This is a genomic window from Candidatus Nitrosocosmicus sp. R, from assembly GCF_054408505.1.
Window position 1 is genome coordinate 1,809,316 of sequence record NZ_CP167090.1, and the last position, 18,940, is coordinate 1,828,255.

Genomic DNA, 18,940 nt, shown 5'->3' on the forward strand with positions numbered 1-18,940 from the left:
TGCAGATTTGAAAGCCACGACTGTTAGTACTAATTTCCGACATTCTCTTTTTACCGATATCGAAAAATATTTAATTTCCAATCTCCTTCCTTACATGAAAAAAATAACTCTAACCCTTTAACTTCAGATAATAATTGGACAAGTGATCGTCTTGTCAATAGACAAATACAACCAAGAATATATTGAAAAATTTTTTAAAGACAATAAGTAAAAAATAAAGAGGATTTATTGTTGTCCTGCGGCTATGTTACCGTCTTGGAATTGAAGACCTAGACCTACGTTGTTACAATCTAATAATGATATTGTACCAGTAACACATTGTGCATTTTGTTTATTTGTTTGTCCCTGCTCGATTTCCTGTTCTGAATCATTGTGTTTCTTCTTTCCACCTGCATATGCCATGTTATCACCAAAGGCTACTACTGAACCAATTAGGGCTGCTGCAATGAATATTGCAAATATTCCTACTTTGTGAGTTTTTGTTATGTTGCTCATTATAGTCAGAATATGTAATTGAAATTGATTATATCATAGCTTAGATTCTTATTACTGTTTAATTTCAATGTAATTAGAATCTAGTATTATGCTCACATAAAAATTTAGTAACATAATTACGACTTACTCTAGAATTCGTATGGAGAAGGAGTTAAACGTAATATCACTAAGTTCGTGTTTCAATGTTCTTACCTATATTCAAGATGTACAAAAAATCCTCGGATTATGGTTTTATAATGTAATAAGTAATTTTAGGAAAGACCAACGCTGCACAGCAATCTAGAATTCGAAGGTAAAAAGTTATTCAACATGTAAAGGTCATATCGTTGAAATTAATATGAAAACAAACATCCAAAAATGAAGATGGTTTAAGATATATGGAGTTTTTTTTATGCTCTCGATTAGGTGTGGAGAGCATAAAAGTCAAAGATCTCTTTATCATTTCAAATATCCTAGTTCTCAAGATAGGTAATTTCTATCCTATACAATATGATTACTAACTGGAATTTGAATGTAAAGTACTAACTTACAGAAATTATTTTGGTACATTGAAAAAACAAAATCAAATTTTGAAAAAAATTGAACTTTCAGGGGCATATGGTATTGACAGAAATAAAAATTTATTTGCTGCTAATAATGACATTTTGCAAGATACTTCAAGAAATATTGTGATAAACTCGAATATCAGATTAGTTAGATCTCTTAAATATTGGTTCATTGCAAACCTCTAGTTGTCCTAAGAAAAAAATTGCAATTATTCAAATGATTTTTGATAAAAATTTATAATGTATTTATATGCTAGAACAGTTAGTTGGAATATTGATTAAAATTTTTATCTTAGTAACATTTTTGGCAGTTTTCGCAATGATTGTTGTTGTACCTAGCTCAATGGCGCAACCAACATGGGAGATATATGAAAATAACAACTGTGGAATATCACTAAAACATCCTTATGCGTCAGACATTGTATTAGATAATGACAAGTCTAACAATAGTTTTAAAATCCAAAGTTTCGAAACACACACAGATCCTGATTCATTGAACATGACCTTAATGGTTTCATGCATCGACAAAGCAATACCTATAACTTATGAGAATATGGAATTAGCAAGATCGAACTTGTTAAAGGATTCCAAAGCTATAATTCTTGAAGATATTTCATTTAATAGAACAACAATTGATGGTGAAGCAGCAGGATCAGTGGCCATCAGCAGGCCCATCGGCTTAACAGACATCAACGAGATTGACAAAATTATTGAAACCAATCATTCTGACCAAACTTTTATAATCAGACTAAATTTTACCGGAGATGAAGGTATTAGTGGATTTTATAACAATCATAGGTATTTGGAGGACAACCTTATTGACTCGATCAAATTTTCTCAATAATTAGATTATTTGCAAATATTGATTTGAATGAAGAATTAATTTAGTATCGATTAGGATTAACACAAGAGTAATTATTATATAGATAATTCTTTTGATTAATCTGAAGGACTAGTAATTCTCGGTAAACGCTGAGAGTATTGATTTATGATCTTACTGAGTTTTTCATTAATCATGATGCTCCCTTGGTTTATTCAATATGCCCCTATATCACTTCGCTACTAGATTCATCAAATCTAATGAAGATTCATGATAGGCTAGAGGGCAAGTGCGTCTTAGTTAACCATAGTAATTTAATCCAGGCGTCTAGTGGATTTTGATTATTTGTCCAAAGGGATAAAAAGTAGACATCATCCATTAATGCTAGATTTATTTTGTAACTAATTAGTATAGTTGTTGAACTAGAATGCTCTTTTTTTAAATATAATTGAATAGAGCCTTCTACGAGAAATCACCAATTGACTAAGTCAAACACCGTGACTATTCAAATTTGATTTCATTAAGGTTTCTTAAAACACGCTAGATAATTGCAAAACCAGAGAGAGATTAATCCAATATCATCGTTTCAGCCGTTTAATAATTTCAACAATTTCATACACCAATTCCGCCTCTTCCTTAAGAATATCATGTTCCTTGAGATAGTATTCATATTCATTCTCCAAGAGAACGATCCCTCGATCTAAATCTTTCCCATATATATTAAGAACACTCCTCAATAATGCAATATTCAAATAATGAGGATCTCCTTTGTTTTTAGATTGATCGAAAAGGATCCCAATATTATTTAAAATATTCTTCTCATTTATGTCCAACGAATGTAATATGAGATTGGTTTGGGCTATCACTACAGTATTATTATTATTTTGTTGTTCTAGTTTTATTTGACTATAAAGTTTATTCCTGTAAAAATCAAACGCATTTTCAACCATTCTAGAATAGCGCAAAAAACCATTAAGATAATCTTCATTTATCATAAATATTATAGTTAAGAAAGTGTATTAATTTCTATACATATTTTAAATATGATTTAATTTATTATTTTTGTATAAACACAACATCTTCAAGTGTAATAGCATTTTTTTCTCAATTGACAATTAGGGAATCATTGCATCAAGTACCTAAATTTAATTTATTATTGGAGAGACAGCTTGTTCTTTTATGATATTTAGATCAACTAGGTATCTCAAAATCCTTATCAAATATTTGCAAAGGTGAATGCAATAAAAATAATGCAAATCTAATTGCACTAATTCTGTCAGATAAGTTTTCATAAAAATCAATGATAATGGAATAAGGAATTAAACGGAGGTGATCTTTTTGATTTTTGGGCCACCATAATTGAGGGAATTGGGTCCCAATAAACAATAATCCCGTGGATTCACTTTATGCTTTATTTGACTGAAAATTAGACTAGTAGTATCATTCAACTAACAACTAATTTGGGATGATAATGATGTACCATAGAAACAATTAAGAATACAGATGTACAAATTTATCGAATTGAACTTAGCGTATCATTAGTACGCAGCTAAATAATTTCTTACAAATAGAAAATTAATTGGTACTATTTGTTGTCTGTTTCTTTTTGGGTTGTTTAAATATGTTCATTATCTTGTCTATTATTGAGTTATTAGTTTTTGTCATTTGCTACTTGTATATATAGGATGGATGTTTGTCTTAAACCTTCTTATCACTTTTGACCGGCACGTTGATGTTTTCTGGATAATGAGTAAAACAGTTACTATTACTATTTCTAGTTAGAGTAAATATTTCCCTATAGTAAACGAATTTAACATCTGATAAGATGTGTAAATGAAGTAACTTTTGATGAGGTCAAAACTAAAACGGCTGGTTAAATACAGATGGTGCTTTTAAGTATGAGGGAATATAGCGATTGAGTGTTCAGAAATGAATGCTGAGTAATACTGCTGTTTGATTTTCGAGATGATAAATGAGGGAATGTGATGTTCTAGATAGATTTTAGAACCAACTGAATCCATTGATTTGCTTCTTTCAAATTCATTTCCTAAATTCAGAGAATGAATTTCAGATGGTAAATATTTGTGCATGCGCAAAGGCTTTAAAGCTACCTTCTACTAAAGAATTGTTGAGTGTTAGTTAGATTCGTTGTTTGTTTGGAAAAAATTTTATTTTAGTTGGTGAAGAAAGAAAATTAACCTTTTTACAATCAAAACAATAATACCGATCTAATTGACCATATTGTTTTAGCAAATCGATGCTAAATTCCCATCATATCACATCACAAAACTACTACACAAAAACCAGATAATTATTCTAGAAAAAAATTAACTATCAATCATAGTAGAGCATTGTATTAAACCTAATTATACACATATTTTCACATAGTGAGTTATGGGGATTACCTTGTCATCTACATCAACCACAAGTACACTTATGGAAGAAGATGAAAATAGGTTCCGTTTAGAGAAAATAGACGAATGTAACCTGCTCCTTAGAAGATTAGATGGAGGAATATACTACATTAAATGGGATGGAATCTTACCATTAACAAAATATTCAGCAAAGTCAAATATACAAAAAAAATTAGAAATTAGAATTGAATCAGATATTGAATATGGAAGGTTCATTTATCTAAGAAAACCATACATTACCAAAAAAATAAGGATATGTGGAAGGGACTCATCTTGTTTAAGATCTTGGAAAACTGAACAATTAACCGAATTATTGTCAAAGCTTTCATTTCTAAAATGAGATCAGATAGTTAGAATGTCAATATGTTTATACTGACAGCTACTTACACATTTCCCCAAGCTCTTCTAAACTTTATTGGGAAAAATCAAGTTCTTTAAAATTCCTAACTAGTTGAAATCATTTTCTTGAATCCTATTGGACCTTGAAGAGTTGCTCAGGGAATTCGTAGATTTGCCTTCCAACAAGTTTGCATTCAATAAACAATAAAAAATTGACATACTGGGAAAAATTATTTGAAGCTATGAATTTACTTGAAATTATCCAACTACGAAAGATGGCAAAAACCTGCACATAATAGATATATCCAATCATTAACTTCTATGCATACTATAGAATCAATTTAGAATGGGTCAAAGGATTACAATTCAGCAGCGTTTAATTAAAAACAAAATTAACTAACTAAAACAAAAACAAAGCAAAACTAGAACAAAAACAAAAAAAAGATTATGGAACTGATCTGCTGTAGAGTTTTCCTTCTAATGCTAGTTTGTACATTTCTGCTACATAGGGGTTCCTTGCAGGAGTTTCAGCGCCAAGTTCTACCAAACGTGCGTATACCCTAACTACATAGGCCAAAGCACCCATGAAAGCTACTACTACACCCATGTTAAACATCCAGTGGTTAGGTACTGAAAATATTTCTTCAACAAACCAAAAGTGCCACATTTCATTGATACCAATTGTGAACATGGTAGCTAAATAACCGATAATGGTTATCTTTAGACCCGTATTCATTGAATTGTTTGGTCCTCTTAATGCTGGTACTCTCCTGTCATACATCGCAACAAATCCCCAACCTAGTGGGAGTGCAATAAAGTGACTGTATAACCACCAATGAGCTGGTGTAAATGCACTGTCTCTGATGGCTGTTTGGTGCAATGATCCATCAACAAAGTTGTCTACTTCTACTGATGCAGCAATAGACCCTAGCATAATGACCATTATATAGATCTTTTTTAGCCTCTGGATTTCTACTTCCTTTGGAATTAATGCAGGCATTTGTGCCATTTTACTATCACCATATCTTCGTTGATTAAATATATAAGATGTGAACTAAAATATTTATAAATAATACTAGAAATTGATGGAATATTATTAAATTATTAGATGAATGTTTAATTAATTAACTAAATTTCTGATGTTTTGTCAATGTTGTCAAGCTTATCGTCGATGATTATCATCTCTGATTGATTTTGATATGAAAAAAAAGAAGATTATGTAATAGTTATATTCTTATTAAGATCAAAAGACTTGCCAGAATTCTCGTCCGTTATCTTATAAATTATTATATAATCTCCAGTGGGGAACGGTACCGATTGTGTCACAGTAAATGGTATGAAAACCTCCTTATTCTGATTATGTGATACTATATTTCCGATTGGCACGTTCTCCTGGCCACCTAGAATCGTACCATTAGAACTTGTTATGAGAAAACTAGCACCAAAGTCGATGGAGAAAAGCGGAGTTCCATCTTCATCCGTAATATTATTATATTCAAAACCAACTGGTTCAATATATAAAATTATTGATTCTCCAGGAGAATAAGAAGTAGAATTCTTTTCCTCATAAATTCCAAAGCCACTAGGTTCTGCTGTCACGAATAAATCCTTATTTGAGTAAAAGCCACTTGTATTATTGGTGTCACCTGTACTATTGGTGTCACTTATTCCCTGAGCATTAGCTTGTCCATAATTGAATCCATTCAATGAACTTCCCATGACTGCAAAGATCAAGAGTGCGAATAAAAATACCATTTTCGATGATTTATTTTTCATACTACAGTTCTTTAATTTTTGATAATTTATTAACATAGCTGTGTAGTGAATTGCAATTTTTTAATTAATTTAATAAATAATATGGGCAAAAGTAAATGGATGATAAGTCTATTAGAATACCTCCCGATAATAACGTCGGGACTTCTGTTTCTAGCAATCCTCACCTTAGTTGGAAATAGAAAAAATTTGAGATTACAGAGCGAATATCAAATATATGCAAGAATGATAGAGGCAAGATTGAAACTAGAGACTTCAGAGCCTTTTATCAAAATGGCAAGAGAAAGTCCATTCTATGCAGACAGATTTGCTCTTGTAGATAGTCCTGACCAATTCTACATGCTTAGAGCCTTCATAGACTTGTATGAATTCATTTATAGACTTCACAAGACACATGTTATCGATGATCAACTTTGGCTGAGGTGGATGTCGTCTGCGAAAGCCATGAAATCAATTCCTAAATTCTTGAATGTGTGGGAAAAAACTAAGTCAGTCCATTCGCCTGAATTCGTTAAATTCATTGATTCATTATAGCCAAGGCAAACCTAGGTACCCTTCTATGAAGGAATTTTGATGTTTTTTCATGCTTGTATTTATTACGAAATAAACATAACAATCATCAATTACAAAGCCAATGTCCTTTCTTATTAGAAAATTACGGAAAATCGATATATTTTTTTAAAATATACATAATGTAAATGGCAATACAACACAAGAAAATCTTATCAATTGCAATACTAGCATCTTTACTAGTTTTTAGCTTCACCGTTTCATCGTCAACGGCTATTTCCTTTGCACAAAGGGATGGAAGTAGCGGCGGAGGAAACCAAGCTGCAGCTCAAAATAGTCAAGATGGGAATAATGACTCAGAAAGCGGAGTAAGTCAATCAAGCTCCAGTTCTCAAAGCTCTGAATGCTTATCTGAAGGAAGTACAGCAGGAAGCTGCAACAACATAAGTGTGCAAGCTAACCAAAATGGAAATGACGAGGAAGAATCAGCAAAGAAACCAACAGTAACTCCAGAAAGTGAATCGCCACCTGCTGCCCAAGCTACTGCAGAGCCAGTAAGCGCTTCTGTATCTTGCGGAGAAGTAATCAAACAAAGCGTCAAATTGACTTCCAATCTTGATTGTAAGACCGATGGTATAATCATTGGAGCAGACGGAATCACAGTTGACTTAAATGGTCACACGGTTACTGGCCCTGGTGTATCAACCTCCAAAGTCGGATTCATGTTGAGCGACCAAGACAATGTTAACATCGTTGGCCCAGGCATAGTCGAAAACTTCCAAGCAGGCGTACTAAATACAGGCGGACAGGACGACAAAATATCTGCTGTAACATTTACCGAAAATCAAATAGGATCATTTAACACGGGCGCAGCAAGAACTACAATAGAAGACAACCTGTTCTTTAGTAACAACATCGGTGTAGCATCTCATACCTCAACGGATACACGTTTGATTACAAACCTGTTCAAGTCAAATGACCTTGCTGGAGCAACATTCGTAAACTCTGCAGCAAACGAGGTTTCATTTAACACAATCCAGGGTTCAGTAAGTGGATTATTCTTCGACGGACAAAGTAGCGATAACATAGTAAATTCAAATAACATCTTGGACAATAAAGGAGTAGACATCAATAATGCAAACGGCCTCCCATTGAATGTGAACAACAACCTATTCAACGACAACAACTGCAATTCATCCGTCCCAGTTGGCCTCTGTCTAGGTAAATAAAACCACCTTTTTTTTTAAATCTTAAATCTTGATTTAGTTTATAAATTTCTTCTTTATTTATCTAACACCTTTTAAAAAATATACGACGTAATTATCGAATAGTTGGGTCAAATGATATACTGCTGGCGGTTTTTATCTTTTGCATATTTTAACCTACAAATCGTCTTCGACAAATAATACATATAGTTGATCTAAGAGTATTGCAACCCTTAAATCAAAATTAGAAATTGGATTGTTTAAAGCTCACGTGTTCAATTCTATGGTAACTTTGTCCCAATCAATATTAATAATTGGGTGATGATTTAACATTTGAACCAATTCGTTAAATAAATATGAAAAATTGACTGATAGGGAAGTTGTCAAATGAATAAACTTTTGGTAAGCTTTGGGTTTTTCCAGTAGTATCAACAAATATATTCCACCCCTTAGACTTTGTTAGATAGTCTTTGATAGTATCATTTTTAACTGCCTAATACTTATTTGTCGAATTATTATTTTCGTACTAGATTTTGTTCTAAAATTTCCCCTGCGCTAATACTTGTGTTTATTGCTTCTTCGCTCGCGTAAAAGAAACTTTTATCAGGGATAGATAGATAGATGAGAAGGAAGTATCAACAAGTCATAGCGAGTTTCATAACCCCATCCGATTGGAAGTCCAAGTGGTATACTCATATTAGTAACGTTATCATGTTCTTTAGAGCGGTTTGAAAAACCGCCTTCGAGGGTGATGGTGTGTATTCCGATTGTCAATGGTTTCAGAAAAACCCAATTACCATCAGAAATGGCAGTAGTTGTTTCACCTTTCATCAAATTCAAGATGTTATTTTCAGGCAGTGAAAAATTGAACGGAGGAGATTGAATTCGGTATTCATCTAATTTCAACAGAGGCTGATCATCTAATGCTGCATTCAAGAAATCAAAATGATTATGAATGGGTTTCGCACATTTCATTAAACCATCCTTGCTTTTTATCAATGGATATTCGATGTAAGAACATTCAGAATTAAGTATAGGAAACAGAAGTCCAACATTGTCAGGTATTATGCACGATCTATTTGTCGAAGGGTTAAAAGTTCCAGATAAAAACCAGACTGGTCCAAATTAACTATTGTTGCAATTGATTCCATATTCATGTGACGCTGGGTTTTCACTAATAGGGATTGGATATGCCCACTTCCACATTTCAGCGGTCCAACTTCCGTATGATTTTCCAAATACAAGAGGTTTATTATAATACATAAGATCGAATGTTAAAAGATTATTATGGGAATCATAATTATGTTCCTTACCATAAGTACTTTCTAGAACAGAGACCAAGGAGAACAACTAAATCAGAATGTGAATTATGGTGGATAAACCCGGTAATAGAAGAATTGTCAAAGTACAAAAGTGGTCATATGAACTAAATCTAAAAGTGAAAATAGTTGTTATGGTGATATCGCTCAATTAGCTTTATATGAATACGATTTTGTGGTCTAGAGACATTTATGAAAATCAAAATACTAAAGATTCCAATAGTTCCAACTCTGAAACCTTACTATATAGAATCAATAACAGCTGGATAGTTCTACCGATCAAGTTTGATGGATTCACACCATATAATATGATAATGTTTGATATCCTTAAAAATTTATAAATTGTACTTTTTCTCATTGATTGATATCTATGATTCGATAAATTATTATACAAATTATGTATTTAAAAAGGGATGAGCGGCATTGACACAATCGTAAAGAAATTTGATGAATTTGAAAATTCAATGGGAGAAGGACTACCCAAGGTAGACCAGAGATTGGTTATTGATATGCTACATCGATTGAAGAGGGATGACTCACCAATGTATACGATTGAAATATTTCTTAAAGAAAAACCAAATACCGATGAAATAAGGTCCATTATTGAAGTAGGTTTGGGAGTAATGCCTGCATTTTACGATCATGGAACACACATAGTAGTAGCACATCGATTCAACTTACAGATGCTTGAATTTATTTCGAATAGTTTGAATGTTGAGAAGATAAGGGGAACATTTACAGGAGCAGGCAGAGGGGCTTCTATAGGTCCCGTATTCGAAAGAGACGATAGACCAGATTATTAGTTTAAAGAACAGACAAGAAAAAGAGAAAACCAAAATCATTTGGAGGAGAACACGTTCTTTATTTTTGGTTTTTTACATATTAAACTATGCTAGTTTTTGAACACTCATTTTCATTGTTTTTTGATAAGCAGGTATTTAAGTGATAGTAAACGATGTGATAGAATAAAGTCAGTAAAGTTGTAATGTTGATATTTAATACCAACAAAAGGAGCCTTCAAGTGGATGATGGCTTATCATACCCAATATTCTTTTCTTCTCCATCCGAATATTTTGAAAATAATATCGAGTTGCGGTTCTCAATATTTTTCGTGAGATCATCTTGTTCTCATTGAGAAAATCTTCTTCAATATGATATTTTTTCAATGACTAGGATATCATAATAAAATACCATGTCGATCTTGAATTAAATTGAGAGAAAAAATAGAAATGGACCTTGAATAAATCAATGCCAAATCTAAGTAAAAAATAAATTATCTGAAAGGGATATTAAAAACCAGAGTAGCAATTCAGGTGAATAAAAACCCCTACTATCATACTAGAAATGAGTATCATTGATTCTAATTTAGACATTTACTAATTTGCAGGTCTTCTACTTTCCCGAAGGATATTGATACGCCTAATAATCAAAGAGATAAATTGAAAGCTGTTTGTGGTCTATTTTCTGCTTGAAGTAAATTGACTTTAATATCAGACCATTATATTTAATTTGAGCATTTATGCATAATGAACATATTTTTTATTTGTTGGGATCAAAATTTCCTGAATTGGATTCTATCTTAATAGGGTGTCATGCCGATAATGGAATAATCCCCCATGAATGTTGCGAATATGATCTTATATCATTGTATGATAATAATACACAATTTCATCACGATTTGGCATCTAAGCAGAAATCTAAGTTGTTATACAATAATAATATGGTTTATGAGGTTTTAATTTTATCTGTGCAAGAATTTATCAAAAATGACAATATCAATTATTCCAAGTTTGTTAGGTTTCCAGGTCAAGCTTTGAAATCCAATATTGTTGACTACTTTATAAAGAAATGTGATAACTATCATAAATCGTTCAACTTCAAGATGAAAACTAATATTATCAATAATATTTGCGAAGTCACAAATTTGCATAACTTACTTTCTAGGGAAATCGTAGATGAAAGATTCATTTCATTCCAATTAAAAATGGTTTCACTTAAAACCCTAAAGATACTTATTCAGTTTTACCTGAATTCAGAAGATAGACCATCTCATCTTAAATATCAGATAAACCTTATTAAGCAAAACGAGAATTTGAAAACCAGGGAACAGGTCGATCTTCTATTAGAATATATTGGAACTAATCGAGCAAACATATCATCTTTGACCAGAAGTGAAAAATCGTTAAGGTTTCTGATTAGATGTGAAGACATCTCAATGAATAGTATACTGTTTAATAAGTTAGATTTTTTTAAGCAAAAATCAATGTACGTGGATGGCGTTTTACTAATTTGTAATTTTATTCTAGATCGCGTATATGACAGTCAATTCATCCAAAAATTCAATAAGCTATTAAATCATATTACTGACATCCAAACTAAAGAAAAAATAACGATGTTAAAGGAAGTAAACTTACTATTAGAAATTAATAAAAATCTAATCTAAAGTAATTATTGAATCACTATCGCTTGTTCTAGTGGTTCAACTGTTTTGTTTCTTGCCCTCAATTTTGCTTTATATTTTAAGTTTCTTGGTTTAGTTCTTAGCCTATATCCACAGCATGGACACCATAAACCATCCCATTTTATGAAAATTTCACAAATTTGACATCGCTTTTGACCGCTTGCGTAACGGCCCGATCCCACCGGCTTTTGAGCTTTATGTCTAATACAAATACCTTTACAAGTCATACTTGAAAACCATATCAATGTCGGCGATCTAACTTATAAACTTATATAAGCTTCAATAGATATTTATAACTAAATAAAAAATGGAGTTGATAGTCTAACTCGTCACTGTTATATTCTTTGGTTGAAATAGCTCATGCATCGTCATGTATTCATCTAGTTTCATTCTAATGTCATCCTCTGTCGTGTCATCCATTCCAGAAAACCCTGCTTTAAAACTAATTTTATTTCCTGAAACGTTTACATCTGAAACCTCCATATCTGCATAAACATTTCCCATTTCATTAACCCATTCTTGTACTTCGTTTTTGTCAAATCCCTCTGCTTCTATATTCACATTAAACATCTTGGTCACATTATACCACTGCTTTTTTTTTATTTAGGATATTAATAAAGATGACGTAATTTAATGCCTTTAAGAGAATGATTTATCTTCATTTCTCTTCCTGGAATCCCCAATATTTCATCAAGTCTTTTGTAAACTTTGAGGCTTGTTCTTCACTCAGAGGGTCGCCGCAATTTTTGCAAGAAGGGACGACCTTCATACCGTATAATTTAAAATCCACATCATAAAAGTGAATTTTTGCACAATTACACATTTATAGGTTTATACATTTGATTTGCTAATTTATCTCTTCTTACTTTATCTATTGGATACTGAAGATGTAGTAAACATTTAAAGAGCAAATAGCCATAATTATATGATACAAATGAATAGGAAAAAAACGGTAGATAAAATAACAGTATTTTTTCTAATAGGTATGCTAGGGGCATCAGCTTTCCAAGTTAATCAACTAGTTGGTATGGCTTTTGCTCAATCAGAAAACTGGTATGTAGGCAAAGGTGTAAAGCCAGATACTTATTATACTTATGAAATTAAAAATACGGATACTAATCAAGGACAGCCTTTTACAATTACTATTTATTTCAAAGAATATAATGAAACAGGAAAATATTGGGTAGCACCAACTTTTGTAGTTGATCAAGGTAAAGTAATCAATGGTACAATGTACCTCAGTGATTTGGATCTTACTGCATTAGGATCTTCACCTATTCCTGATGATATGATCCCATATCGTAGTGCTTATGCAACAACATTAACATGGCTATCAGCGTTTGTACCAAAGCCGGGGCAGTCATTGAGCTCGCCATCTTGGGGTAAAATAGCTGCAATAGGTGGGTCAGAGATAAAGCCATCAGGTGGTGCAAAAATTACAACCCCAGCAGGGGCATTTGATACGACTGACATATCTTACCACAAGGGTGTTGATAATCATATTTATCCAAATAAAGACATGCCTTATCCGATAAAAGCGGATACATTTGCAGATGTTACAACCGGGAAACCACCAATACAATATGCCTATGAATTGAAAGCGACTGGAAAAGGCCAACCACCTGCCCCAGAAAGCCAAATTGAAATTCCTGTACCACCATTGACTCTTCAGACACCCAGAGGAACCTATAATGTACAGCTATTATGGGAACCAGTTGAAATAAAAGCAGGTAATAACACGGATTTTGGTGTAATATTTACCGATGATAAGAACAATATCGTCCAAAGAGTAACATACGGCTATAAAGTATTGGATGAGAATAAGACGGTTGTAGACGAATTCAAGAATCAAAGAGCAAATGAGGGGACAGGTCAATTTACATATAAATTTGACACACCAGGAGAGAAGTACCTCCAGATCGTAGTGGAAACTGCAAATGGGGAGGATCTGGGAATGTTTGTTGAGTCTGCTACTTTTGGCCTCGTAGCTCAATAAACTAAATTTTTTAGCTAGATAATTTTCCGCCTTTATTTTTGACTCTCTCGTAATAAACGTTAGATAATAACCAATTACCAAATCTCTGAATATCATTGTCTATTTTGGTCCAAAGATGAAAAGAACCCGGTAATAGATCTATGCGCGAATTATTTGATTCGGAATTTTTAAAATTTATTTTCAGTCCTTCTTTTCCCTCATACATATAAGCATCAATTATTTGGATATTGCCTGCTAATCCCTTAGTTGCCTGAAGTTTTATCTGATCTCGCCCAATAGGAAAAGTTTTTCGAAATTTATCAAATATGAAACTCATGTTTTCAGTCCCATAACTTTGAAAGTCACCTATTTTCTTACGATCTGGAAAGTGAATTTCCATGACTAGTCCATATCTTAACCCGACGAATTTGGATAATTCGTTTAACTTATAGTATGCAAGGGTAGGGTTGTGAATAACATTTTTCTGAAAAAAACCCCTGTTAGCGTCGATATTATTCTTTAATTCACGTAAAAGGTTAGTAAATTCCTCCACAAGTATGTTGAAATTAAAGTTTAATAAATAAGTTAATTGATTAAGTTATACCTTATAATGTTAGCGTCCGACAGAGATTCTGAACGAGCCACTAGTATAGAAGATTACCAAAATACATGCACTGAGTTCATTCAAGATATAAGTAAAGATTATCGGGATTGGGTAGAAAGATATCAGCTTCCAAAAGATGAGCGGGATCAAAGAAATAAGGAGATTGAAGATATCGTAACAAAAACAAACGATTGGATATTCAAGTTTGGGAACACGATAAAAAAGATTGACATAATCATGAATGACGGGATCAACAAGATGGCTGAAACTACTGCAGGATATCCATTCCAGATAGATGTATCTAGTAGTAATCAAAAAAGATATATAATTCATGAGAAGAAGTCAATAAAACTTAATCTGAGGTCTTTTCCGCGTCAACAAAGACAGGTTAGAGTTTGTAATTATGACAAGGATAATATTTTTTTATTATCATCTAGTAGTAAAACAGATGTGAAATACAGCAAGACTAGTTTTGATTCATCGGATCTGCTCGATGAATTTATTGTAATTAACCCAAATCAATTCGATCATGAAGAAGTTATTTCAATAACCATCAAATTTGAGGAACTAGAAAATGAGGTTGTTAAAGAAAGTCGTGGTTATACTACGCTCTTAATAACAAAATAAAAACAGTTAGATCACTAAGAACCTATCTTTAGGTTCTTTGCACAAATACCCCGTAGACATTCGATTGCTGATAAGATGGCCAAATAACTAGTTTTAGGGTTGTCAGGGCTGGGCATGTTATCAACCTTGATTTGGAAACTTCCAAATTTCCACTTGACCTGAATCTCGTGCTGATTGTTTATTATTTTCGGATCTACTACTATTTTGACCCTAGTTTTTTCAAACCCTATTCCTGCTAAACTAACCAATGCGGATATGTTAACATTTGATGGAAATTCCTTGATCGCATCTACGGCGTTACCATCAAAAATAACTTTCTTTTCTTTGATGATATCGATATCGATATCGTTATTGTAAAAATATGGAGCACCTTTTAACGATTTGTTGCTTTTTGTGGTTACGATGGTAACTTCATCTATGTAGTTTTTCACACTACGAATAATATCAGCCCCACCAATCGCCCCTGACGGAAGAAAAACATTGTTATCATTATCGGACATTAACTGAATAATGGTTTTATAAAATGCAGGATCAGAAAAGGCTCCAATACTCATTATCATAATGTCCTTTCCTTGTTTCAATATGGTAGCCATATACGTTTGAGCCGCTTTGACAGACGCGGCCTCAATGACCAGATTGACATTGTGATAGTCATTTGATGCAACAAGTTCATTAAAATCATCAAATATACTAGACGGTTTGGTCTGTAAATCCTTATGTAATGACGCTAGCTTTAGGGGGTCTATATCGAATAAGATAGATAATTTACAGTTTGGGATTTTCTTAGCGTCAATTCTAAGTGCTATTTCACGCCCGATTGCTCCGCAACCTATTATCGCAACTTTTACATCCAACTTTCATGTATGATAAAAAAAAATCACTTATAATCATTTATCTTCTAGTTTGCGCCTTTTGAAGCCCCTTTAGGTATTTATCTAAACCGACTTGTTCCAATTTTGTATTCTTTAATTTGACCTCTTCTCTCATTTTCTCCTTGAATTGATTCAACTTCTTAAGTAAATATGGTCGAGAAATTGAGAGGATCGAACATGCTAAAAGACCAGCATTCTTTGCTCCATTAATTGCTACTGTCGCAACAGGCACACCGGGAGGCATTTGGATTATGGAATAGAGCGAATCGATACCATTAAGAGGATTGGTCGAACTGTTGAGAGGTACTCCGATCACGGGTATAGGCGTCATTGAGGCAACCATGCCTGGTAGGTGTGCAGATCCCCCTGCACCACTAATTATGACCTTGATACCACGTGTTTGGGCAGTTTGAGAATATTCAGCCAATTCAATTGGCGTTCTATGTGCAGAGACTATCTTTACTTCGTATGAGATTTCAAACTCATTCAGTACTCTAGCGGCCTCCTTCATTATTGGCAAATCTGAATCACTACCCATAATTATACCAACTATCGGTGAGACGGTTTTTTTCAAACCCGCTGGTTCACTGAGCTCCGGTTGGCCCTCCGACTTTTTCTTGCTATTATTATTAATTGGTTTAGATTTCGCCAAAGAATATACATGATCTTCAAACTAGTAGAATTTGAATTTTTAGATCTATGACGATGGTTCTTGGACTTTGAGAAGATCTTCTATGTTGTATTTAGTTAAGATGGGATCCGAGTTATTCGATACGATAGTTACATGACCGAGTTTTCTACGTGGTTTCGTTTCCAGTTTACCATATATATGAATTTTAACTCCCGGAATACCAAACAATTCATCAATCCCCGTAATTTCATAGGGACCAGTATAATTGTTCGGCCCAAGAATATTAATCATCACAGCATTTGATAGTAATATGGGCTGGAGAAGCGGATAATTGAGGATTGCCCTAATATGTTGTTCAAATTGAGAAATTGAACAAGCTTCAATAGAATAATGGCCGGAATTATGAGGTCTTGGAGCTATTTCGTTTATCAATACATTGTCATCCTCATCAACGAACATTTCTATTCCAAAAATGCCAGAACCCTTTAGAGATTTCATAGTCATTATTGCCAAATCTATCGCTTTTCCTTCAGTCTCTTTACTGATTCTGGCTGGAATTATAGAAGTTTTCAAAATATGATCCTCATGAATATTTTCTGCTATGGGAAAGTATGAAATAGTGCCCGATGAATTTCTGGCGACCATAATGGAAATTTCTTTTTTAAAATTCACAAACTTTTCTACCATTATTTGACGGCCTGAAAAGTAGGCAAAGGCTTTGTCTATTTCAATTTCAGATCTAATCAAGTAATTTCCTCGACCGTCGTATGAATCTTCACATGCTTTTAATAATACAGGAAACCCCGAATTAGAACAATAGTCCATCAATTGTTCTTTGCTAGAAACTAGTTCAAAGTCGGGGACTGTAATCATGTTTTCTCTCAAAAATTTTTTTTGACGGTACTTATTTTGAATGATGGAGAGGGTTTTTGGTGAGGGATGTACCACGAATCCTGATTCTTCAAGATTATTAAGGGCAGTGGCATTTGCTAATTCGATTTCAAAAGTGATAATATCGACCTCCTTTGATAAATCATATATTTTTTGTTCGTCAGAGAAGTCACCAATGATTAGTTTATCTGCTAGACTTGAAGCAGGACAATCCTTGTTGGGATCTAATATTATTACCTTCATAAACATGCGTTTTGCCTCAAAAGCCATCATCTTTCCAAGTTGTCCCCCCCCAACAATACCCAATCTGATTGGTTTATTAATTGAAAACTTTTGTTTGAATAATGTCAACTAACTTACCTAGTAAAATTACCTACCAAATTTGATATAGACATAACTACCACAAATTTCGATTTACTTCACAAATATTTTTATAGCTTGTGGAGGACAGACATTTTCGCATGCCAAACAAAAAATACAATCCTTTTCTCTAATCATAAATGGTTTCCTCTCGGAAGCCGGATGTCCTGGCGTATCTAGCCATTCATAAACATTCACTGGGCATGCATCAATACAGGCACCATCTGAAATACAAATGTCAAAATCAACGCACACATCCGTGCCCCAAATCCCGAGTTGTCCAGGTGCATCGTATGGACCCCATACTTGGATTCCTTGAAACTTTCCTGCTGGCTGTCTCTTTGATTTAAAGCCAGTATCTATGGGTCCTTCTGCTGTCTGGTAGTCTGTTCCAGTGCCTGTAAGTTGAATTGTGGTATTTTCGGAAAGTTTTGTTGCTTTAGATGCGGGCATAGGAGATGGTACAGCAACTGCTTGATTTTCAATTAGATTCCCGCCTGAGGGTTTTCCCGTTGTCGTTGTTACAGATGGGTTTACTAATGATTTCTTCTCTTCCTTAAGATTCTTTAAAGCGTTTGCTAAAGGAGTGATAGATTCTAATTTTTTAATTGATTCGCCTTGGCTCAATTTCTGGATTTTCTGGTAGTAAGTAATTAGTTTTTGTCCTATCTTGGTATTTCGAATTATATTATCTATAATTATTTTAGCATTATGATCAGCCTTTTGTCTATAATTTCGAATCCAATAAAAGTCACCAAATGTCTCTAGAGGCTTTATCTGATAAATTATGTCCACCACCTCCCCTATGACTATTTCAACTGTTACGTTTAGTTCTGCAGATTGTTCTGAATTTGTGTATATATCAAAACCTTTTTCAATCCATTTAAAAGTGACAAAAATTCTGTCAGCATAAGTATCGAGAACATATCCATGAGGCTTGAGTTCACTCATAATTCCATTAACCTCAGACTGTCCAACTATGTCTACAGGCAATCTATATATTCCGAGTTTAGCACTATGAGTTGGATAAATACCTCGTTTTGCAACTTCAGAAAGCATTACCCAAACTTTATCTGATAGCAAGAGAGACATTGAATAT

21 protein-coding genes are annotated in these 18,940 nt (G+C 33.3%); 8 read left to right on the forward strand and 13 right to left on the reverse strand.

What is annotated here, in order from left to right; translation table 11 throughout:
• Positions 1-225: 225 nt before the first annotated feature.
• The gene (locus tag AAGU22_RS09315) at positions 226-495 is read right to left on the reverse strand and encodes a hypothetical protein (RefSeq protein WP_458718842.1); all 270 of its coding nucleotides are present in this window, start codon (positions 493-495) and stop codon (positions 226-228) included.
• Positions 496-1,314: 819 nt separating this feature from the next.
• Between AAGU22_RS09315 and AAGU22_RS09320 the strand changes: the two genes are divergently transcribed.
• Positions 1,315-1,884 carry a hypothetical protein gene (locus tag AAGU22_RS09320; RefSeq protein WP_458718843.1) on the forward strand — a complete coding sequence of 190 codons (570 nt, stop codon included), beginning with the start codon at positions 1,315-1,317 and terminating at the stop codon, positions 1,882-1,884.
• Positions 1,885-2,438: 554 nt separating this feature from the next.
• On the opposite strand, the gene AAGU22_RS09325 is transcribed toward AAGU22_RS09320, so the two are convergent.
• Entirely contained in the window at positions 2,439-2,855 is a 417-nt protein-coding gene (locus AAGU22_RS09325) for a hypothetical protein (protein ID WP_458718844.1), read from the reverse strand.
• A 1,411-nt stretch (positions 2,856-4,266) separates the two neighbouring features.
• On the opposite strand from AAGU22_RS09325, the gene AAGU22_RS09330 reads away from it, so the two are divergent.
• Positions 4,267-4,614, forward strand: a complete 348-nt coding sequence (locus tag AAGU22_RS09330) for a hypothetical protein (RefSeq protein ID WP_458718845.1) — start codon at positions 4,267-4,269, stop codon at positions 4,612-4,614.
• A gap of 444 nt (positions 4,615-5,058) precedes the next feature.
• Here the strand turns inward: AAGU22_RS09330 and AAGU22_RS09335 are convergent, their stop codons facing one another.
• Positions 5,059-5,622, reverse strand: a complete 564-nt coding sequence (locus AAGU22_RS09335) for a methane monooxygenase/ammonia monooxygenase subunit C (protein ID WP_458718846.1) — start codon at positions 5,620-5,622, stop codon at positions 5,059-5,061.
• Positions 5,623-5,828: 206 nt separating this feature from the next.
• On the reverse strand, positions 5,829-6,425 hold the full coding sequence (locus AAGU22_RS09340) for a hypothetical protein (RefSeq protein WP_458718847.1): 597 nt from the start codon (positions 6,423-6,425) through the stop codon (positions 5,829-5,831).
• A gap of 63 nt (positions 6,426-6,488) precedes the next feature.
• On the opposite strand from AAGU22_RS09340, the gene AAGU22_RS09345 reads away from it, so the two are divergent.
• On the forward strand, positions 6,489-6,920 hold the full coding sequence (locus tag AAGU22_RS09345) for a hypothetical protein (protein ID WP_458718848.1): 432 nt from the start codon (positions 6,489-6,491) through the stop codon (positions 6,918-6,920).
• 164 nt (positions 6,921-7,084) lie between these two features.
• Positions 7,085-8,125: a right-handed parallel beta-helix repeat-containing protein gene (locus AAGU22_RS09350; RefSeq protein ID WP_458718849.1), complete on the forward strand. Its 1,041-nt coding sequence runs from the start codon at positions 7,085-7,087 to the stop codon at positions 8,123-8,125.
• A 579-nt stretch (positions 8,126-8,704) separates the two neighbouring features.
• Here AAGU22_RS09350 and AAGU22_RS09355 read toward each other — a convergent pair.
• Both AAGU22_RS09355 and AAGU22_RS09360 read right to left on the reverse strand, forming a co-directional pair.
• A complete protein-coding gene (locus tag AAGU22_RS09355) occupies positions 8,705-9,076 on the reverse strand; it encodes a hypothetical protein (RefSeq protein WP_458718850.1) in 372 nt (123 codons plus the stop codon).
• A gap of 150 nt (positions 9,077-9,226) precedes the next feature.
• A complete protein-coding gene (locus AAGU22_RS09360; RefSeq protein WP_458718851.1) occupies positions 9,227-9,442 on the reverse strand; it encodes a hypothetical protein in 216 nt (71 codons plus the stop codon).
• Between the two features lie 391 nt (positions 9,443-9,833).
• Between AAGU22_RS09360 and AAGU22_RS09365 the strand changes: the two genes are divergently transcribed.
• Positions 9,834-10,223 (forward strand): hypothetical protein, encoded by a 390-nt coding sequence (locus AAGU22_RS09365; protein WP_458718852.1) that lies wholly within the window; start codon positions 9,834-9,836, stop codon positions 10,221-10,223.
• Between the two features lie 764 nt (positions 10,224-10,987).
• Entirely contained in the window at positions 10,988-11,863 is an 876-nt protein-coding gene (locus tag AAGU22_RS09370; protein WP_458718853.1) for a hypothetical protein, read from the forward strand.
• A gap of 5 nt (positions 11,864-11,868) precedes the next feature.
• Here the strand turns inward: AAGU22_RS09370 and AAGU22_RS09375 are convergent, their stop codons facing one another.
• Complete coding sequence (locus AAGU22_RS09375; protein WP_134482855.1) at positions 11,869-12,108, reverse strand: hypothetical protein; 240 nt, start codon at positions 12,106-12,108, stop codon at positions 11,869-11,871.
• Between the two features lie 94 nt (positions 12,109-12,202).
• The gene (locus tag AAGU22_RS09380; RefSeq protein ID WP_458718854.1) at positions 12,203-12,460 is read right to left on the reverse strand and encodes a hypothetical protein; all 258 of its coding nucleotides are present in this window, start codon (positions 12,458-12,460) and stop codon (positions 12,203-12,205) included.
• Between the two features lie 355 nt (positions 12,461-12,815).
• Here AAGU22_RS09380 and AAGU22_RS09385 point away from each other — a divergent pair, with 355 nt between their 5' ends.
• The gene (locus AAGU22_RS09385) at positions 12,816-13,877 is read left to right on the forward strand and encodes a hypothetical protein (RefSeq protein WP_458718855.1); all 1,062 of its coding nucleotides are present in this window, start codon (positions 12,816-12,818) and stop codon (positions 13,875-13,877) included.
• A gap of 10 nt (positions 13,878-13,887) precedes the next feature.
• Here AAGU22_RS09385 and AAGU22_RS09390 read toward each other — a convergent pair whose 3' ends face one another.
• Positions 13,888-14,409: a hypothetical protein gene (locus AAGU22_RS09390; RefSeq protein WP_458718856.1), complete on the reverse strand. Its 522-nt coding sequence runs from the start codon at positions 14,407-14,409 to the stop codon at positions 13,888-13,890.
• Between the two features lie 57 nt (positions 14,410-14,466).
• On the opposite strand from AAGU22_RS09390, the gene AAGU22_RS09395 reads away from it, so the two are divergent.
• The gene (locus tag AAGU22_RS09395; protein ID WP_458718857.1) at positions 14,467-15,087 is read left to right on the forward strand and encodes a hypothetical protein; all 621 of its coding nucleotides are present in this window, start codon (positions 14,467-14,469) and stop codon (positions 15,085-15,087) included.
• A gap of 14 nt (positions 15,088-15,101) precedes the next feature.
• Here the strand turns inward: AAGU22_RS09395 and nadX are convergent, their stop codons facing one another.
• The 4 genes from nadX to AAGU22_RS09415 all read right to left on the reverse strand — a co-directional run bounded on the left by nadX (position 15,102) and on the right by AAGU22_RS09415 (position 18,933).
• Complete coding sequence (gene nadX / locus AAGU22_RS09400) at positions 15,102-15,941, reverse strand: aspartate dehydrogenase (protein WP_458718858.1); 840 nt, start codon at positions 15,939-15,941, stop codon at positions 15,102-15,104.
• A 37-nt stretch (positions 15,942-15,978) separates the two neighbouring features.
• Positions 15,979-16,497: a 5-(carboxyamino)imidazole ribonucleotide mutase gene (purE, locus tag AAGU22_RS09405; RefSeq protein ID WP_458721769.1), complete on the reverse strand. Its 519-nt coding sequence runs from the start codon at positions 16,495-16,497 to the stop codon at positions 15,979-15,981.
• A gap of 159 nt (positions 16,498-16,656) precedes the next feature.
• A complete protein-coding gene (purK, locus tag AAGU22_RS09410; protein ID WP_458718859.1) occupies positions 16,657-17,832 on the reverse strand; it encodes a 5-(carboxyamino)imidazole ribonucleotide synthase in 1,176 nt (391 codons plus the stop codon).
• A gap of 63 nt (positions 17,833-17,895) precedes the next feature.
• Positions 17,896-18,933 (reverse strand): 4Fe-4S dicluster domain-containing protein, encoded by a 1,038-nt coding sequence (locus AAGU22_RS09415; RefSeq protein ID WP_458718860.1) that lies wholly within the window; start codon positions 18,931-18,933, stop codon positions 17,896-17,898.
• Positions 18,934-18,940 lie beyond the last annotated feature (7 nt).

Excerpts from the sequence above, each read along its gene's own strand:
- AAGU22_RS09315 (WP_458718842.1), bottom strand. The coding sequence starts at position 495 with ATGAGCAACATAACAAAAACTCACAAAGTAGGAATATTTGCAATATTC.
- AAGU22_RS09325 (WP_458718844.1), bottom strand. The coding sequence starts at position 2,855 with ATGATAAATGAAGATTATCTTAATGGTTTTTTGCGCTATTCTAGAATG.
- AAGU22_RS09335 (WP_458718846.1), bottom strand. The coding sequence starts at position 5,622 with ATGGCACAAATGCCTGCATTAATTCCAAAGGAAGTAGAAATCCAGAGG.
- AAGU22_RS09340 (WP_458718847.1), bottom strand. The coding sequence starts at position 6,425 with ATGTTAATAAATTATCAAAAATTAAAGAACTGTAGTATGAAAAATAAA.
- AAGU22_RS09345 (WP_458718848.1), top strand. The coding sequence starts at position 6,489 with ATGATAAGTCTATTAGAATACCTCCCGATAATAACGTCGGGACTTCTG.
- AAGU22_RS09350 (WP_458718849.1), top strand. The coding sequence starts at position 7,085 with ATGGCAATACAACACAAGAAAATCTTATCAATTGCAATACTAGCATCT.
- AAGU22_RS09355 (WP_458718850.1), bottom strand. The coding sequence starts at position 9,076 with ATGAAATGTGCGAAACCCATTCATAATCATTTTGATTTCTTGAATGCA.
- AAGU22_RS09365 (WP_458718852.1), top strand. The coding sequence starts at position 9,834 with ATGAGCGGCATTGACACAATCGTAAAGAAATTTGATGAATTTGAAAAT.
- AAGU22_RS09375 (WP_134482855.1), bottom strand. The coding sequence starts at position 12,108 with ATGACTTGTAAAGGTATTTGTATTAGACATAAAGCTCAAAAGCCGGTG.
- AAGU22_RS09385 (WP_458718855.1), top strand. The coding sequence starts at position 12,816 with ATGAATAGGAAAAAAACGGTAGATAAAATAACAGTATTTTTTCTAATA.
- AAGU22_RS09395 (WP_458718857.1), top strand. The coding sequence starts at position 14,467 with ATGTTAGCGTCCGACAGAGATTCTGAACGAGCCACTAGTATAGAAGAT.
- purE (WP_458721769.1), bottom strand. The coding sequence starts at position 16,497 with ATGGGTAGTGATTCAGATTTGCCAATAATGAAGGAGGCCGCTAGAGTA.
- AAGU22_RS09415 (WP_458718860.1), bottom strand. The coding sequence starts at position 18,933 with ATGTCTCTCTTGCTATCAGATAAAGTTTGGGTAATGCTTTCTGAAGTT.